This is a genomic window from Nocardia mangyaensis (genome assembly GCF_001886715.1).
Taxonomy (GTDB): Bacteria; Actinomycetota; Actinomycetes; order Mycobacteriales; family Mycobacteriaceae; genus Nocardia; species Nocardia mangyaensis.
The window spans coordinates 1,611,330-1,627,163 of record NZ_CP018082.1 but is presented as its reverse complement, the minus strand read 5'-3'; the positions used below and the strand labels follow the sequence as shown (position 1 = coordinate 1,627,163).

Below are 15,834 nucleotides of genomic sequence, written 5' to 3'. Positions count from 1 at the left end.
GCACATGATGCGGTCACGCTCGGCCAAACGAACAAGATCCTCCCGCTATTCACGCTCTGCCCGGTACCGTGCCACACCGTCGAGCAAGTCCGCGACAGTCCGCGTGCTCGCCGTCGACGGTTGATCGACCACGCCACCACGAAAACGCTGCCACAACTCCATCCGCACCTGGGCCGCCTCATCACCAACAACCCGCGCCAATAGCCGGTCTTTCTCCTCCACCGCGAGACTGGCGATCCACCGACCCAGCGCACCCGGATCATCGGCCACCGGCGGCAACGGCGCTGACGCGGTTGCGGCGACGTGCAACAGATCCTCGTCCAGGCGAAGGAAATCGGCCAATGCTCGCTGGGGGCCGGTCAACGTACCCAACCCCGCAGGCACCGGCGGTTCGGGCTCGTCGTCATGATCGCGATCGAACGCCCACTCATCGCGCTCCCACGACCCATACCCAGCCAACCACGCAAGATACAACGGCCGCAGATCACCGGCCGCCAACTCCCCCCGCACCCCCACAATGGCGGGCAGCCACGACTCGGCATCGTGATTCCAGTCGCACTCCTCATCCTCACTGCGCAGGTCGATGACAAGATGCTTGCCCACCGATCGCGCCTCGACGTGCTCGTCGAGCAGGTACCGCTCGACGGTGTCGGCCCTGAGCAACTTCTTCGGCAAGCGCAGCATGACCCGCCGCGACCCCCAGTTCGCCAGATACAGATGCGCGTCGAAATACCGATCCATCATCCGATCAGGCGCACCACGAAACGAACCCCAGTGGTACTCGTTGACAAAGCTCGTGCTGGTAATCACCGCCCGCGTCGACAACTCCCGCAGCTCCGTCTGCTGATCGGCGTTCAGTGGCCGATCGACAGCCATGAACTCGTAGTACTGGTATTCGCTCACCGGTCACGCACCCTGTTCTCGAACTACCGTTGTGGGGCAATGTAATTCCACAGCTTTGCTCCGCGACAACGCCCCGACAAAGTGCGGGCGTCAGCGACTTCACGAACGCGGCGCCGGTTCGGCGGGTCGCGGGGTCCGCACCCGCCGTGTGCTGACAAGCCCTGGCTATCGAGGCAATCCGACCCGGTCGAACTCCTGCTGGAGCCGCGGCCGTCGACGGTGTTTCTCACGTAATTCACCGATCAAGTGATCGACCTCGGCGGCCTGTGGGGTGCCTGCGGCGAGCGCGCGCATTCTGTGCAAGTAGCGGGCCGCCACCTGATAGTGGCGTACACCTGTGTGGGCGAGTTCCGCGGTAACCAAATCGGCGAGCACCGGAACGACCGCGGCGGGGTCAACGGGCTCATACGCGGCAACCAGCCGGTCCCACACATCGACACTGGTGAGGTTGAGCGCATGGGCCGCGTCCCAGGCCAACTCGACATCACCCAAGCTCCCCAACGCGAACAGCACAGTTTCCCTGGCGCTGAATGCCAACCGCGCCAGCACATCATCGCGATATCGCGGCCACAGCTCACCAGCGCACATGTACAAGCGGGCCGCGGTCGTCGAGGACGGCCACCGCGTGAACACCTCCACGCGAGCTGGGAGTTCTTCACCGACGCGATACTCGCCCAGCAACTCACACCAGTACTGCGCGCCCTCCTGGGCTTGGTGCCCGCGATCGAAATCGGCAGCCTGCCTGGCCCAATCGATCGCCAGCTCGACTTCACCGACCTCGGCCAATGCACGCGCGGTGTCGGTAAACCACGCTGCGACTCGACGATCTCGCGCGTGGGTAGCGATGATCGCATCCACGTCGCCCGCGACCACCGCTAACCGCCGCAGGTTCCATTCCACAAAGAACCGCCGTGCCGAACCGGGCCCGAGGTCGGCCTCCAACTGCCGGATTCGGTCGCGATAGGACGCCATGCCGTCCTCGCCCAGAGCACCGGCATAGGCGACTGGATCCAGCTCGAAGTAGTCAACCTCGCCCTCGAACTGGAACGCGATCATCCACGCCACCAGCTTCGACACCGGCACCCGCGCGACCGCGGCCGAACGCGCGTGGATATCGAGCAAGTCCCGGATCGCACTGCCCATGACCCCGCTGGAATCATCAGCGCGGGCGATGAGCTTGATCGCGCTCGCCAGGGCCTTCTGCGTGACCGCGAATACCGCCGCTGGGTCGGAATCGAACGCGTCGGCAAGTAGGTCAACCGCGTGCTGCATCGGCCGGCCATGAGCGGTGGCCGCGCTTCGGTGATGCAGGTCAGCGCGGGTACGGATCAACGGCAGCACGGCAACGGCGAGGTCAGACACCCACCGATTCTGCCCGACGATTCTGCCCTGGTCGTCGTTGCCCGGCGGCTACCAGATCGTGAAAGACACCGAGGGCGGCTGTCGAGGTGGCACTTCGTCCATGGAGTGCGCGCGACCATGGTGACGGATCGACGAGTCCGCGCGGTCGACGCCGAGGAGTGGATCGAGTTCATCGAGCATGGTGTTCCGTCATCGGCACTGCGGTGCCGCATCTACGCCGCTTCGTTTCCAGAACGGGCACGGTGTCGGCTGCTCGTGCAATCCAAAACGTGTCGATTTCGTGTTGCACATCGTAGAAGACCTGTCTTATCGTGATGGTTTCGCAGCTCAGAGGCAGTTTTCCCACGTATCACCAGACTTGATCCCGAAACTGGGCGGGTAGGACAGTCGAGTCGCGCAAAAGACCAGGTGAGAGCGTCGCACCAGTAGCACAACACAAAAAAGAGATTCCAACACGTGCGAAAAAACGCAGGTCAGAACCTCTTCTTAATGCGCTCCCCCATCTGGACTCGAACCAGAAACCTGCCGATTAACAGTCGGCTGCTCTGCCAATTGAGCTATAGGGGAATGCCCTGGGTCGGTAGACTCAGGCGGTCTGCCTTGGCGGGCTGACCGAGATGAAACTTTAGCGCATGGGGTTGCGGGTTCCCAAATCGGGCTGCTACCTGCGGACATGCGGCGTATAACGATGTGTCGACGAACCGTGGGCGGATCGACATGGGTGGGGCGGGTGGGGCAGGATGAGGCGGCACACGAACGTGGGAGGAGCTCCATCAGATGCTGCGGTTGATCATCGGCGTAGCGGCCGGGTATGTGCTGGGCACCAAGGCCGGGCGCGCGCGCTACGAGCAGATCAGTGCGGCGACGCGGGCGGTCACGGGGAGTCCGGTGACGAAGAAGCTGGTGTCGGTGGGCCGGCAGAAGCTGTCGGACAAGTTGAGCACGCAGCAGAAACTGGAGCCGATGGTGCCGTTGGACGAGCGAACCACGGTGCTCGTGCCGCACAACCAGCTGCGCCGCTGAGTCAGGCGCCCGCCGCGTAGCCCTCGTTGCCCATGGCCTGCGCGGCGAGGCTCTTGCGGTACTGCTCGAGCGCCACCAGGTCGCCGAACAGGGTCATGTAGGTGTCGGGCTCCTCGCTGGCCGAGAGGCGCTGGAGCTTGGATTTCAGCTCGGCGATCTGACGGCCGACCCAGGCTTCCTGGGTGCGGGCGAGGATGGCGGTGATGAAGCGCGGGGTGTCGTTCTGGGAGCGCACCGGCAGCTGCTCGTTGGCCAGCTCGGAGACCAGGGCGCGGATCATCAGGTCGTCGGTGTGGTCGGCGACGGCGGCCACCCACTCGGCGCCGCCGAGACCGGAGGCCGTGCCGCCCGCCTGGGCGATCATGATCCGCACGGCCACGTAGGCGGGGTGAGTGAAGGCGGCGGTGTCGATGGCGTCGAAGGCCACCCCGGCGATGCCGGGGTATTGCAGTGCGGCGCTGAGGGTTTGACGCTGAGCCAGCAGCACCGGATCGTTCGGGGCGGGGCGCACCGAGGAACCCTCGTCGGCGCGAGGCGCGGAAACCGGTGCGGCACCGACCTTCCCGCCGGGCGTGGGCTTGCCGTTCGTGCCGGTGCGGTTCTTGCGCGCTTCCTCGCCGACGCGACGCACGACGAGCTGGATGTCGTCCCAGCCGACCCAGCCCGCCAGTTTGGTCGCGTAGCCCTTGCGGGTGGCGTTGTCCTTGATCTGCGCGACCACGGGCACCGTGCGCCGCAAGGCCTCGACCCGGCCCTCGACATCGTCGAGATTGTGTTCGGCGAGCAGACCGCGAATCACGAACTCGTAGAGCGGGGTTCGTCGCGCAACCAGGTCGCGTACGGCGGCGTCACCGGAGTGCTGACGGAGCTCGCACGGGTCTTGGCCGTCGGGGGCGACGGCGATGTAGGTCTGGCCGGCCAGGCGCTGATCGCCGCTGAAGGCCTTGAGCGCGGCGGCTTGCCCGGCGGCGTCGCCGTCGAAGGTGTAGATGATCTCGCCGCGCCAGAAGTTGTCGTCCATCAGCAGCCTGCGCAGCACCTGGAGGTGTTCCTCGCCGAAGGCGGTGCCGCAGGAGGCGACGGCGGTCTTGACCCCGGCCAGGTGCATCGCCATGACGTCGGTGTAGCCCTCGACGACGACGGCCTGGTGGCCCTTGGCGATGTCGCGCTTGGCGTGGTCGAGGCCGAACAGCACCTGAGACTTCTTGTACAGCAACGTCTCCGGCGTGTTCACGTACTTGCCGGGCATGGTGTCGTCGTCGAAGAGCTTGCGCGCGCCGAAGCCGATCACCTCGCCGCCCAGGTTGCGGATCGGCCAGAGCAGGCGGCGATGGAACCGGTCGATCGGGCCGCGTTTGCCCTGCTTGGACAGTCCGGCCGCTTCCAGCTCCTTGAATTCGAAGCCCTTGCGGAGCAGGTGCTTGGTGAGCACGTCCCAGCCGCCGGGCGCGTAGCCACAGCCGAACTGCTGGGCGGCGGCGGCGTCGAAGTTGCGCTCGGTCAGGTAGGCGCGGGCCGCCTCGGCCTCGGGTTCGCGCAGTTGCGCGACGTAGAACTCGTGCGCGGCGGCATTGGCGGCGACCAGACGGGAGCGGGTGCCGCGGTCGCGCTGGACCGAGGTGCCACCGCCCTCGTAGTTGATCTGGTAACCGATGCGGTCGGCCATCTGCTCGACGGCCTCGACGAAACCGATGTGCTCGATCTGCTGCAGGAACTTGTAGACGTCCCCGCCCTCACCGCACCCGAAGCAGTGGAACAGGCCGTGGTTGGGGCGCACGTGGAACGACGGCGACTTCTCGTCGTGGAACGGGCACAGGCCTTTGATGGAGTCGGCGCCCGCGCGCTTGAGCGCCACGTACTCACCGACGACGTCTTCGATCCGGACCCGGTCACGGATCGCCGCGATATCGCGATCTGGGATTCGTCCGGCCACGTGGGAAGTCTAGTCGGTCGGGCTCAGCGGCAGTCCAGCGAGGCGGCGACGCGCTCGAAGCGGCTCTCGGTGTAGGAGGCGATCTGGTCGATCACCACGCGCACGCGGGCGGGGTCGTCGGTGGCGGCGTTCCACCAGGGCAGCATCTGGTCGTCGAGGTGAGCCGGCGCGGTGGTGAGCAGGCGGTCGGCGACGGCCTGCACGCGCTCGCGCTGGGTCTGCTGGCGGGCCAGGTGGCCGCGGTCGGAGCGCACGTAGCGCAGGGCGACGGTCTTGAGCACGGCGACCTCGGCGGCCACGATCGGCGGCACGACCAGGTTGGCCTCGTAGCGGATGAGCGGGCCGGGGCCGTAGCGCTCGTGGGTGGCCGCGATGGCCGCCGTCGCGAAGCGGCCGACCAGCTCGCTGGTGAGCCGCTTCAACGCGACCGAGGACGCGAAGGTGCCGTCGTAGTCCACGGCATCGGCTACCACGTCGAGTTCGGACAGCCGCTGGGCGGCGGCGGCGAGCGCCTCGATCGACTGGTCGGGGTGCTGGCCGTGGCCCTGTTCGGCGAGTGCGGCTTGCTCGGCGGGGTCGGCCAGGGCGCGCAGGTCGATGCGGCCGACGATCACGCCGTCTTCTACGTCGTGCACGGAGTAGGCGACGTCGTCGGACCAGTCCATGATCTGGCATTCCAGGCTCTGGACGCGCTCGGGGGCGTCCTTGCGGACCCAGGCCAGGCGTTCGAGGTCGTCGTCGTAGGCGCCGAACTTGGTGCCGGAACCGCTTCTGCCCCACGGGTATTTGATGGTGGCGTCGAGGGCGGCGCGAGTGATGTTGAGCCCGGCGCTCTCCCCCGCCGCGTCGAGGACCTTGGGTTCGAGGCGGGTCAGGATGCGCAGGTTCTGCGCGTTGCCCTCGAAACCGCCGTACTCGTCGGCGAATTCGTCGAGCGCGCGTTCACCGTTGTGGCCGTAGGGCGGGTGGCCGATGTCGTGGGCGAGCCCGGCCAGGTCGACCAGGTCGGGGTCGGCGCCGACACCGTCGGCGATGCTGCGCCCGATCTGGGCGACCTCGAGTGAATGAGTGAGGCGGGTGCGCGGGGTGTCGCCCTCGCGCGGGCCCATGACCTGGGTCTTGTCGGCGAGGCGGCGCAGGGCGGCGGAGTGCAGGACGCGGGCGCGGTCGCGGGAGAACTCACTGCGGTGGCCGCGGTCCGCGGCGCCGGGCCACGCGGTCTTGCCCGGTTCGTGGACCATGCGTTCCCGGTCGTGCGGGGTGTAGCTGTCGGTCATCGGATCTCACTGTCCCGCCGTGTAAGAGAAATCTGCCGAGAAGTGGGTGAGCTGATACCACAGCAGCGCGCCGGTTTCGCGGGCGATGCCGTGGAACTGCGATTCCCTGGTGTAGACGGCCGGACCGGTGCGGGTGGGTGCGGTCCACGCGCGCAGACCGGCGTCGCGTGCCATCGTCCGGGTCCGCAGTGAATGCCACGGATCGGAGACGAGTACGGCCGATGACATCCCGCGCGCGCCCATGGCGTCGGCGACGGCTTCGATGCTGCGCAGGGTGTCGGAGCCGGTTTCCACGGCGAGGATGTGATCGCTGGGCACGCCCGCGTTCTCGAGGTAGCGCTTGCCCGAGGCGGCCTCGGTGTAGAGGTCGCCCTCCTGTTTGCCGCCGACGGTGATCACCATCGGCGCGACCCCGGCCTCATAGAGCCGGCCCGCCTGGTACAGCCTGGCCTCGAACACCGACGACGGCGTCCCGGAGTACTGGGCCGCGCCGAGTACCACGATCGCGTCGGCGGGGGTGTAGTTGTCGATCCGGGCCACCTGCCACACCCGGACCGCGGTTCCGGCGACCAGAATCAACCCCATCAGCACAGCGCCGACGATCAACCGGGCCATCCACACCGAGATCGAGGAAACGAGCCCGCGCGGATGCCGGGAATTCGCCGCAGGTGCTGCCGTTCGCGAGAAACCCGACTTCATCCTGATCAGTCTGCCAGGTCGCCCCTACGCCCGATGATGCCAGCGGTCACCGGCCGGTTCCGGTCCGGTGAACTCCTCGACGAGAGCGTCCACGCGTGGAAGATGACGTGCGCCGAGCTGGATGAGGCTCGCTGGGACTCACCAGCCGCGTTCGCGCCACTCGGGCAGGTTCGGGCGGTCGGTGCCGAGGGTGGTGTCGTCGCCGTGGCCGGGGTGGACGACGGTGTCGTCGGGGTAGCGGTCGAAGAGTTTGGTGGTGACGTCGGTGAGGAGGGTGTCGAAGTCGGCGGGGTTGTGGGTTTTGCCGACGCCGCCGGGGAATAGCAACGGTCGATAGCGGATAAGATGAGCCATGGCCATCATCAAAGCCGCGATCTACTGCCGCATATCGGAGGACCCGCGCAGCACTGAGCGGGGCGTGACGCGCCAGCGAGAGGACTCTGAGCAGCTCGCCAAGGCCCGGGGGTGGGAGGTTGTCGGTACCTATATCGACAACGATGTCTCAGTGCTGGGCGCTCGATTTCGGCAGAACTACGACGCGATGCTCGAAGCCGCAGTTCGTGGCGAGTTCGATTTCATCGTCGCCTACGGCCTGTCAAGGCTCTGGCGTAACCGGAAGGAGCGAGCGCACGCGATCGAGGTCCTCGCGAAGGCCAGAGTCGGAATCGCCCTGGTCAAGGGGTCCGATATCGACCTGACCTCGGCAGCCGGACGTATGTACGCGGGCATCCTTGGCGAGTTCGACTCTGCGGAGTCCGAGATCAAAAGCGAACGAATTGCCCGCGCTGCCAAGCAGCGTGCAGAGGAAGGCCGGGCGAATGGTTCACACGCATACGGATGGACGCGTGTCTACCAACGAGATTCCGCAGGCAACATGATCAGCTGGGAAGACGTCGAAGATCCCATCGCCGCCGACGTGGTCAGGGGCATCGTGGCCGACCTCTTGGCCGGTCTGTCGATGAATCACGTTGTCCGAGAACTGAACGCCTCAGGCACCCCCACACCCTCGGGGAAGGGAAAGTGGATGTCGTCGACAGTGCGCAAGCTGGCTCTGCGCAAGATGAATGTCGCGATCCGGACGCACCGCGGACAGGAGTATCCGGCAGCATGGCCCGCGATCGTCGACCGAGATGCCCACGACCGCGTGACAGCGCTACTGACCGACCCGACCCGGGTGACAACCAAGGGAGGCGCCCGCCGACACCTCCTCAGTTTCGGTATCGGCCGCTGCGGAAAGTGCGGGTCGATCCTGCGTGTCGTCAATCGAGGGGGCCCGCACATCTTGTATTGCTGCGACACGCCGCAGGGCTGTGTCGGACGACGAGTCGAGTGGGTCGACGAATTCGTCGCCTCGGTGATCTGCGCCCGACTGGCACGCGAGGACGCGCGAGACCTCTTCGTGAGCAGCGACGACACCGCGGGTCGTGATGCTCGCATCCGTGTCGATGCGATCCGATCCCGGCTGGACAGCGCCGCAGATGCCTTCGCGGACGGTGAAATCGACGCCCAGCAGCTCGCACGAATCACCGCAAAGCTGAAGCCCGAACTGTCAGCCGCCGAGGCAGACGCGAGCCGAGCCACAGCAGGATTGGACAGCACGCTGGTTTCGGAAATCACCGCTGGTGATACGCGCGAAGTTTGGGACAGTCTTGCTGTCACGCAGCGAATTGCGGTTCTTCAAGCACTGGACGTCCGCGTGACGCTCCTCCCGGCTCGAGGTGGACCGGGCTTCAAACCGCAGTATGTCCGTATCGACTGGAATGCGTCCGAGAGCCAACCATGATCTCCGCCTAGAGGTTTCGGTACGCTCCACTACAGAGCTGACCAGCACAAATAAACAGATCGGCGTGCGCGGTAGTCGCGGCGAATTCGCGAACTTCTCTCAATGACGGTCGGAGAATCGCCAGCTGATAACTGGCTTCGCTGCTCAAAGATTGCTGAGGGGAAGGCCGCGGCCGACAGACCCAAACAGGCGTTTCGTAGCCCACCCCTTTTGGGCGGCCTGCCCCCGCGGCGAGCGGAATGCCCTTCCACGGCCATCGGCCGTGATCTCCGGTCTGCGCGGCGGCTGGTCTGTGTGGTGTTTGTCCCTCTCGGTGTGGCCTGAGGGCCACACGATCACCACGGCGGCGGGCGTCAAGGGTGGCGCAGCCATCGCGTAGCGACGCCGCAGGCGCCCTTGATGCTCGTTGCCGAGGTGATAGCCCTCAGATCAGGCCACGCCGAGAGGGACAAACACCACGCTCCGCGAAGATCCGCGCGAGCGTAGCTCGCGATACCCGCTCCGGGACCTGACTCGCGTCACCTCGAGGAACCACCCTCACCAGCCAGCGCACCACGCACCCACCGGTACACGCGCTACTCCACCACCTGCCACCACAGCCGCGGCCCTAAACCGCAGCCTCGCGCACCTGACAGCACCACCGTCACCGACTCCCAACGCAACCCACTCGCAAACCCGCCGATGTACTCCCAACCCAACCACTTCTTTTTCTCTCAACCACCACCCCATCCATCCCTCACTTGTTCTTTGATTTCTGATTGCTCCCCACCCCCACCCAGTTCGACATCTCATTGGACACGCAGTGGGTGATGAGATGTCGAACTGGGTGGGGGTGGGGAGTGAGCAGAAATCCCGCCCTTAACCGCAGCTCACGGGATGGATGGGGTGGTGGTTGAGACCGCGAATATCTAGCACCCCACAGGTGCTAGATATTCGCCAGATAGTCGCGCGGTTTTCGCGCCTTCGATCCACACCAAGATCGAATACCGGACCGCCGAAACCACGAGAAGATCGCCCTTCCTCGGCGTGACAGCGTGAGCACGGACGGCGGGCAGTTCAAGGGCGCTCCTTCGTCGCGTCGGCTGCGCCGATGGCCTACGGCCACCCTTGAGCAACCCACCGTCCGTGCTCGTGAAGCCTTCGGAGGAAGGGCCAGAGGAACAGTTGGGGAACAAGCCCAACCGCCGAACCGCGGCAGGCTGATCCTTGGAGGCAAGCGAGCGAAGCTCGTGCGGCAGTACATCCCGAGCCGGGCGGGCCGGAACGCGACGGAGCCCCCGACCCGATCACGGGCCAGGGGCTCCTGGTGGTGCTGCGCGGCGGACTTACGCGGGCGGGGTGTAGCTGCCCAGGTCGTAGACGCGGCCGTTGCCGCCCTCGGCCGGGCCGACGAACAGTAGGCCGTCGAGCCGTCCGCCGATCGCGACGCCGTTGGCGCGGGCCCGGCGCACGCCGGCGCGGATCGCGCGCTGGACGTCACGGTCCATGGTGACCGCTGCCAGGCCGTCGTCTTCGTCGTCGGCGCGGTCGTCGGTCTCGAGGATCAGCTGCGAGTCGATCACCGGGTCACCGGTCGCGGCGACCTGCGGGCGGCGGTTGACCCAGAACAGCGGCTGGCCCTGGCTGTTGTGGCGGTGGCGGCGGATCACGGCGATGATCTCGCCGCTGACTCCGTCGCCGGGGGCGACGTCGCGGCCGAACGGGTTGCGGGCGCTGCCGGTCATCAGCTCGGCGTTGATCTGGTCCAGGTCGGTCAAAGCGTTGGTCATGGTGTGTGTCCTTCGTTCGTGTGGAGCGTGTTTCGGAGATGGTTGGGCTACCGGGGCAGGCTCACTGCCTGTCCCGGTAGCGATCGGTCAGCGAACCAGGCTCAGCACCTCCCCCGTGTCGTCGTCGGTCTCGGCGGCGGCGATGATCTGCGCGACGCGGGAGTGCGACAGACCGACCGCGGCGCCGATCGTGCGTGTGGACTCCCCCGCCGCGCGGCGGCGCAGGATCTCGGTGTCGCGGTCGGCGATCGACTCCGGCTCCGGTGCGGTGTCCAGGGCCTCGACAACCGGTGTCGCCCCGCTGTCCAGTGCTGTCCGGTCAGTGTCCAGCGCTGTCCACACCGCGTCTACCGGTGTCGAATCGCTGTCCAGTCGCGCCGAACCGAACTCGGGCGCGGCCTGAGGCAGCTCGGGAGCGCGCGGGACCTCGATCAGGGCCGACAACCCGTGCGTGGCAGCCAAACCGAACAGCGGAGCCGCACCGGCGACACCGGCAGCGATGGCTGCGGGCAGGATCCGCTGTCCGGATTCCGCAGCGTGGAGACCATTTCCGACCACCGAGATCAGTTCGGCGGCGAACAGCTCGGTCCAGAAGAACCACTTCGTCGCCGCGGGGATCGTGACGCCTTGGCGGGCTCTGCGCTGCAGTGAAACCAGGGCTACAGCGGACTGGACAATTGCTCCGTCGACGAAGATCGGGCCGACCCACGCTAGACGCGGGTCGATACCGGCCATCACCGACAACTCGGTCAGGGCCGCGAACGACCAGACGAACGCGCCGAGTCCGATCACGATCGTCATCGCCATCGCGGTCAGTTCGGCGGCGTCCATCCGCCGGGTAGACGGACGGTGGACGGGCTGTACAGCGGCTGTACGGTTCATCGCTGGTGTCCTTCCTGGCTCATGGACGCTGTCCACGGGCTCCACGTCGGGGCGTGCACCAAGCGCTCCTGCTCGTCGTGCAAGGCGTGCCCGGACAACTGATCCAGGGCGTTGTCCAGATCGCTGGCAAGCTCCCGGTTACGGTCCTGCAGATCGGCGACCCGCGCTTCCAGCTCGGCGATCCGGGCGAGTAGATCGGTCTGCTCGGTGCCGATCTCGGGCCGCTGCATCGGGTGCAGCGCGATCACCGGGGCCAGGTCGGCCTGGTCGCGCTCGACAACGACGACGCTGGCCGTCGCGGGCATCGTCGACTCGGCCGCGGCGCTCACCGCTCGACCCCTGCCCGCTCGGCCTGGCGGTCCATCGCCGCGGCGATGGCGTTGCCGTGCCCCTGGTAGTCGGCCAGCGCACTGGTCCGGGCCGCCACGCTGGCGCCGAAGGACGGAACCGGCTTGTCCGGACAGTTGCGGGAGGCGTCGCTGGACGGATACCCGTTGATGTTGTGAACGTGCTGGAACGTGGGCTGCGCGTCGCGGATCTCCTCGCCGCGCTCGTACGGCATCCGGGTCACGTAGTGGTTGGCGACCAGGCCCAGCTCGTCGTGCTCGATACCGTTGACCGCCAGGTCGCGGGCCTGATCCCAACTGCGGGCAGCGACGGGGCCGAGAGTCTCGCCCAGCTGGGCCCGCTTGGCGTCGGCGGCCTCGGCACCGTCGTACCGGTAGTCCAGGTAGGCGCCTGACAGGGTCACCCATTCCTGGAGCCACCGGTCCTCACCGTGGTTGATCCAGGTCGACGAAAGCTCGGTGAGGTCCATCTGATCGGCCGGGTCGTAGTCGTCGGGATCGCGGTGGTAGCCGACCGCGGCCCAGTGGGTGAAGTCCGCGCGCATCAGCTGTTCGGTGTCGGACTCGGACTCGGCGGTGACCTCGTCGGCCCGGTCGTTGCGGTCGGTAGTCTCGGTCATTGGTTCGTGCCTTTCGTTGCTGCTCATGGAGTGGGTGGGTTCGAAGCCGGGCCAGGCGCCGTGGCCGGTCATCTCGCGTGCTTGCATGTGCGATGACCACCGGGTGTCGTTCATGTCGGGCGGCTGCAATCCGCCCGGCATGAACACTTCGTGGGCCCTGGTCATCGCCTCGGGGGCGTGGATCCAGGCGTCGTGGATCTCGGTGAGCTCACGCCACCGGGGCCCGACCTCGGGGTCTGAGGACCACAGGGCGTCGATCGCGCGGGCTTCGGGCAGCAAGGCGGCGTCCTCGTCGTAACCGCGGTCGTAGTAGTCCTGCGCGCGGGCGAAATCGGCCCGCCACAACACCTCGGTCTCGTCGTCGATCCGGTCGGCGTAGCGGGCGATGAACGGGTCGTCGAGCTCGTTCTCGTGGTTCATCGCTCCATCCCGTCGCGCTCGGTCTGGCGTGCCAGGGCATCGGCCAGGGCATTACCCGACGAAGCCGCCACGCCGCTCGACTGCTCGGCGACACCGCTGAACACCGGCACCGACGCTTCCCGAGCCGACTCGGCCACACGCTCAGCGTCTTTCGCGGCCCCGGCCTCGGCCTGCCGCTCCGCGCGGTACCGCACCACCCCCTCGGTCAACCACCAGCCGGAGAACTTGTCCAACCCCTCCCTGAGGGTCTCGGAATCTCCCTGCCGGGCCAGCTGCTCACGGACCACCGGCGAATCCGTGTTCTCGTAGGCAGCGAGCATTTCGTCCGCGAGCATCTGCCGAACTTCCGGAGCGAGGTCGGTGATCATCACGTCACGAACGGGCCGCTCCGGTTCCGGTGCCGCAGCACGTTCCTGGGCGGGCCTCGACGGGGCCGAGGTCTCACGGACAGCCGCGGCCTGACGCTCGGGGCTGCCGAACCGCTCCTTGGCAGGAGCCCGTTCGGCGAGCTTGTGCACCGCCTCGTCACGCTCCCCGCGGAACCGATCCCGGTCAGCCAGCGCCTGATCGCGCTCGGCGATCATCGTGGCCAGCTGCCGTGTCAGATCGGCGTTGCGGTCGGTCAGCTCCCCGTTGTGCTCGATCGAGAGGCTGTGACGCTGGCGCAGGCTCGCGTGCTCGCGGGCCAGGTCCATCTGGTCGAGCTCGGCCTCACCGAGCAGCCGCTCGCGTGCACCGACACGATGATCGGCCAGATCCGCGGCCAACGTCTTGGGCAGCCCATAGTTCTCATACCGCGGGGTTCCCGGCTCCCGTGGATCGGTGACCTCGACCCGCATCCGGGCCGCACTCGATGCCGCACTGTCGACGCTGGCATGTGCGTAATCCATGGCGGCGGCCTCGCTGCCGACCGTGGCGATCTCACTGGACAGCACCTTGCCGGTCCCCGGCTCGATCCGCGCTACCGCGACCTCGTGCGGCTCGGCGACCGCGTACTCGACCTCGTGCTCACGCGACCAGCGCGCGACCGCGCTGATCGCCTCATCCCGTGGACCCATCGCACTGCGGCGCTGCACATCATCGGCGGCGAGCCCGGTGGGACGAGACTCCACTGCGACGAACACCGCCGCATCCTGCGACAGGCGCTGATCGCGACCCATCTCCCGCGCTGTCTGCTCGATCGCTTCCTCACGGACCGGGTAGTGGTTGCGGACCTGGACACCACCGGGCACGCCGTAGGTCGCGGTGTAGCTGGTGTGCTCGGCCATGTAGTCGATCTCGTGGCCGATCTCGCGACGAGACAAACCGGCCGCGTACGCCGCCTCCTGTGTGGTCTGGCGCGCCTGCTCGGCGATCTCGGGATCGAGTGTCTGGCCGGACCGGTTCACACCCAGGTGAGCGCTGCGCAGGCGCTGCACCGCGTTGCGCTGGCGGTCGTTGAGCTCGTCGTAAGCCCGGGGCGGACGCTGCTCGCGGCGGGCCTCGGCGCGCTTGGCCGCCTGCTCGCGCTGCTCGGCCACCAAGCGGGCGTTGTGCTCCCGCCGACCGGCCACCCAGGTCTCGGACTGCACCGCGACCGCCCTGGCTGTGCGCTCCTGCTCGGCGTTCATCGGCGTGAACACCGCGCCATGCGGTTGGGCGGGGTTGCGGTCGGCCTCGCTCAACGCCAGCGCGACCTGGCCGCGCCGCTCGATCGGCAGCGATTGCTGCTCGTGCAGGGTCGACTCGATCGAGTACCGGATACCGGCCAGCCGCGCGTCGTCGCGGTCGATGTCAGCGGGGGTGTAGCCGGGCTCGTTGCGTCGGGCATGCGCGGCGAGGACCTCGAAGCGGTAGTCATCGACTCGCTTGGAGTACCAAGCCGCGGCGACCTTCTGCTCGCCGACCTGGGCCTGGATCGTCTCGGCCAGCTCCTTGCGCTCCTTGCGCGAGAGCTTGGGCACCGTGTCCCCGACCTTGCGTCCACGCTGGTTGTGGATCCACATCCGGGCCGCGGCCATGATCGATCCCAGCGCCTTGCCGGTGCTGCGGGTCAGTTCGTCCTCGACCGCGGGGCCATCGGCGTGACCACCGCTGTTGTTGTCGTGAAGTGTGAACATTTTCAATCTCCTTCTTGTGGATGGGTTAGAACTCGTCGCAGTAGCAGTCGCCGTCATGGCCACCGCAGCTGGCGCAAACGGAGTTGGCGTCGCGGTAGGTCGGCTCGGCGCAGTAGCACTCATCGGGCGGACATTGGCGGCGGCACGAACCCTGGATGTTGTTGTCGGGCATCACTTCTCCTTCTTGGTTGGGTTGGTGTTTGTGCGGCGGGTCTCGTAGCGGGCGCGACGGTGCGCCAGGGCCTCGATATGCCGGCGGATCCAGCTGCCGGTGTCGACAGCCGCGTAGTAGGCCATCTGGGCGGTCTCGATCGCGCCAGGGCGCCCAGCGCAGTGCCACCACCCGAAAGCCGCGATGGCCAGCACGTAGAGGGCCAGCGGACCGGGCAGCGGCAGCACCGTCACCGCGGTTCCCGCGACTGCGGTTCCGGCGATGGCCGGTCCCCAGATCCGCGTCCAGTCACGGGCCTTCGTCACACGCGGCACGTGCGGGGCGACAGTGCGGCCGACCTGGCCGCCATCGGGGATGACCGGGACGAGCTGGGCGGCGAGCTTCTCGGCGGCGGTGCCGGTCATGTCGGCGGCGAGCTGGTCGAGCACGGACTGCTCGTGGGCCTTCGCCGCGGCGCTGCGCCCGCCCAGCTCCTCGCCGTGGTCCTCGGGATCGGGTAGTGGATTCGGGATAGCCATTGGTCGTAACTCCTTGTCCTGCTGCTG

The 15,834-nt window shown here is 67.3% G+C and carries 14 protein-coding genes, 1 tRNA gene and 1 pseudogene; 2 read left to right on the top strand and 14 right to left on the bottom strand.

Going from position 1 to position 15,834, the window contains the following annotated elements; genetic code table 11:
* Window positions 1-45: 45 nt before the first annotated feature.
* From BOX37_RS07390 to BOX37_RS07380, 3 genes are all read right to left on the bottom strand, one after another.
* Window positions 46-903 (bottom strand): hypothetical protein, encoded by an 858-nt coding sequence (locus tag BOX37_RS07390; RefSeq protein WP_071926992.1) that lies wholly within the window; start codon window positions 901-903, stop codon window positions 46-48.
* A gap of 165 nt (window positions 904-1,068) precedes the next feature.
* Window positions 1,069-2,265, bottom strand: coding sequence for a hypothetical protein (locus BOX37_RS07385; protein WP_240505253.1), 1,197 nt, complete (start codon window positions 2,263-2,265; stop codon window positions 1,069-1,071).
* Window positions 2,266-2,759: 494 nt separating this feature from the next.
* Window positions 2,760-2,832 (bottom strand) — tRNA-Asn (locus BOX37_RS07380).
* A 210-nt stretch (window positions 2,833-3,042) separates the two neighbouring features.
* Here BOX37_RS07380 and BOX37_RS07375 point away from each other — a divergent pair.
* Window positions 3,043-3,288 carry a hypothetical protein gene (locus BOX37_RS07375; protein ID WP_071926991.1) on the top strand — a complete coding sequence of 82 codons (246 nt, stop codon included), beginning with the start codon at window positions 3,043-3,045 and terminating at the stop codon, window positions 3,286-3,288.
* Window position 3,289: 1 nt separating this feature from the next.
* Here BOX37_RS07375 and dnaG read toward each other — a convergent pair whose 3' ends face one another.
* The 4 genes and pseudogenes from dnaG to BOX37_RS07355 all read right to left on the bottom strand — a co-directional run.
* Entirely contained in the window at window positions 3,290-5,221 is a 1,932-nt protein-coding gene (dnaG, locus tag BOX37_RS07370) for a DNA primase (protein ID WP_071926990.1), read from the bottom strand.
* A 23-nt stretch (window positions 5,222-5,244) separates the two neighbouring features.
* Window positions 5,245-6,498 carry a deoxyguanosinetriphosphate triphosphohydrolase gene (locus BOX37_RS07365; RefSeq protein ID WP_071926989.1) on the bottom strand — a complete coding sequence of 418 codons (1,254 nt, stop codon included), beginning with the start codon at window positions 6,496-6,498 and terminating at the stop codon, window positions 5,245-5,247.
* A gap of 6 nt (window positions 6,499-6,504) precedes the next feature.
* Window positions 6,505-7,113, bottom strand: coding sequence for a YdcF family protein (locus BOX37_RS07360; protein WP_240505386.1), 609 nt, complete (start codon window positions 7,111-7,113; stop codon window positions 6,505-6,507).
* A gap of 222 nt (window positions 7,114-7,335) precedes the next feature.
* Window positions 7,336-7,521: pseudogene (locus BOX37_RS07355) on the bottom strand (MBL fold metallo-hydrolase); the annotation flags it as partial.
* A 28-nt stretch (window positions 7,522-7,549) separates the two neighbouring features.
* On the opposite strand from BOX37_RS07355, the gene BOX37_RS07350 reads away from it, so the two are divergent.
* Window positions 7,550-8,980: a recombinase family protein gene (locus BOX37_RS07350; protein WP_071926987.1), complete on the top strand. Its 1,431-nt coding sequence runs from the start codon at window positions 7,550-7,552 to the stop codon at window positions 8,978-8,980.
* 1,325 nt (window positions 8,981-10,305) lie between these two features.
* On the opposite strand, the gene BOX37_RS07345 is transcribed toward BOX37_RS07350, so the two are convergent.
* From BOX37_RS07345 to BOX37_RS07320, 7 genes are all read right to left on the bottom strand, one after another.
* Window positions 10,306-10,749, bottom strand: coding sequence for a hypothetical protein (locus BOX37_RS07345; protein ID WP_071926986.1), 444 nt, complete (start codon window positions 10,747-10,749; stop codon window positions 10,306-10,308).
* 87 nt (window positions 10,750-10,836) lie between these two features.
* On the bottom strand, window positions 10,837-11,631 hold the full coding sequence (locus tag BOX37_RS07340) for a DUF2637 domain-containing protein (RefSeq protein WP_084759470.1): 795 nt from the start codon (window positions 11,629-11,631) through the stop codon (window positions 10,837-10,839).
* Complete coding sequence (locus BOX37_RS07335) at window positions 11,628-11,960, bottom strand: hypothetical protein (protein ID WP_071926984.1); 333 nt, start codon at window positions 11,958-11,960, stop codon at window positions 11,628-11,630. The genes BOX37_RS07340 and BOX37_RS07335 overlap by 4 nt, the downstream gene beginning before the upstream one ends.
* Entirely contained in the window at window positions 11,957-13,018 is a 1,062-nt protein-coding gene (locus tag BOX37_RS07330; RefSeq protein ID WP_071926983.1) for a hypothetical protein, read from the bottom strand. The genes BOX37_RS07335 and BOX37_RS07330 overlap by 4 nt, the downstream gene beginning before the upstream one ends.
* Entirely contained in the window at window positions 13,015-15,117 is a 2,103-nt protein-coding gene (locus BOX37_RS07325; RefSeq protein ID WP_071926982.1) for a hypothetical protein, read from the bottom strand. Before BOX37_RS07325 ends, BOX37_RS07330 begins: the two co-directional genes overlap by 4 nt.
* 25 nt (window positions 15,118-15,142) lie before the next feature.
* The gene (locus BOX37_RS33760) at window positions 15,143-15,289 is read right to left on the bottom strand and encodes a hypothetical protein (RefSeq protein ID WP_156910307.1); all 147 of its coding nucleotides are present in this window, start codon (window positions 15,287-15,289) and stop codon (window positions 15,143-15,145) included.
* The gene (locus tag BOX37_RS07320) at window positions 15,289-15,807 is read right to left on the bottom strand and encodes a hypothetical protein (protein ID WP_071926981.1); all 519 of its coding nucleotides are present in this window, start codon (window positions 15,805-15,807) and stop codon (window positions 15,289-15,291) included. The genes BOX37_RS33760 and BOX37_RS07320 overlap by 1 nt, the downstream gene beginning before the upstream one ends.
* Window positions 15,808-15,834 lie beyond the last annotated feature (27 nt).

Coding starts and splice junctions, on each gene's coding strand:
- BOX37_RS07360 (WP_240505386.1), bottom strand. CDS start 7,113: ATGGCCCGGTTGATCGTCGGCGCTGTGCTGATGGGGTTGATTCTGGTC.
- BOX37_RS07320 (WP_071926981.1), bottom strand. CDS start 15,807: ATGGCTATCCCGAATCCACTACCCGATCCCGAGGACCACGGCGAGGAG.
- BOX37_RS07340 (WP_084759470.1), bottom strand. CDS start 11,631: ATGAACCGTACAGCCGCTGTACAGCCCGTCCACCGTCCGTCTACCCGG.
- BOX37_RS07365 (WP_071926989.1), bottom strand. CDS start 6,498: ATGACCGACAGCTACACCCCGCACGACCGGGAACGCATGGTCCACGAA.
- BOX37_RS07345 (WP_071926986.1), bottom strand. CDS start 10,749: ATGACCAACGCTTTGACCGACCTGGACCAGATCAACGCCGAGCTGATG.
- BOX37_RS07325 (WP_071926982.1), bottom strand. CDS start 15,117: ATGTTCACACTTCACGACAACAACAGCGGTGGTCACGCCGATGGCCCC.
- BOX37_RS33760 (WP_156910307.1), bottom strand. CDS start 15,289: ATGCCCGACAACAACATCCAGGGTTCGTGCCGCCGCCAATGTCCGCCC.
- BOX37_RS07330 (WP_071926983.1), bottom strand. CDS start 13,018: ATGAACCACGAGAACGAGCTCGACGACCCGTTCATCGCCCGCTACGCC.
- BOX37_RS07350 (WP_071926987.1), top strand. CDS start 7,550: ATGGCCATCATCAAAGCCGCGATCTACTGCCGCATATCGGAGGACCCG.
- BOX37_RS07375 (WP_071926991.1), top strand. CDS start 3,043: ATGCTGCGGTTGATCATCGGCGTAGCGGCCGGGTATGTGCTGGGCACC.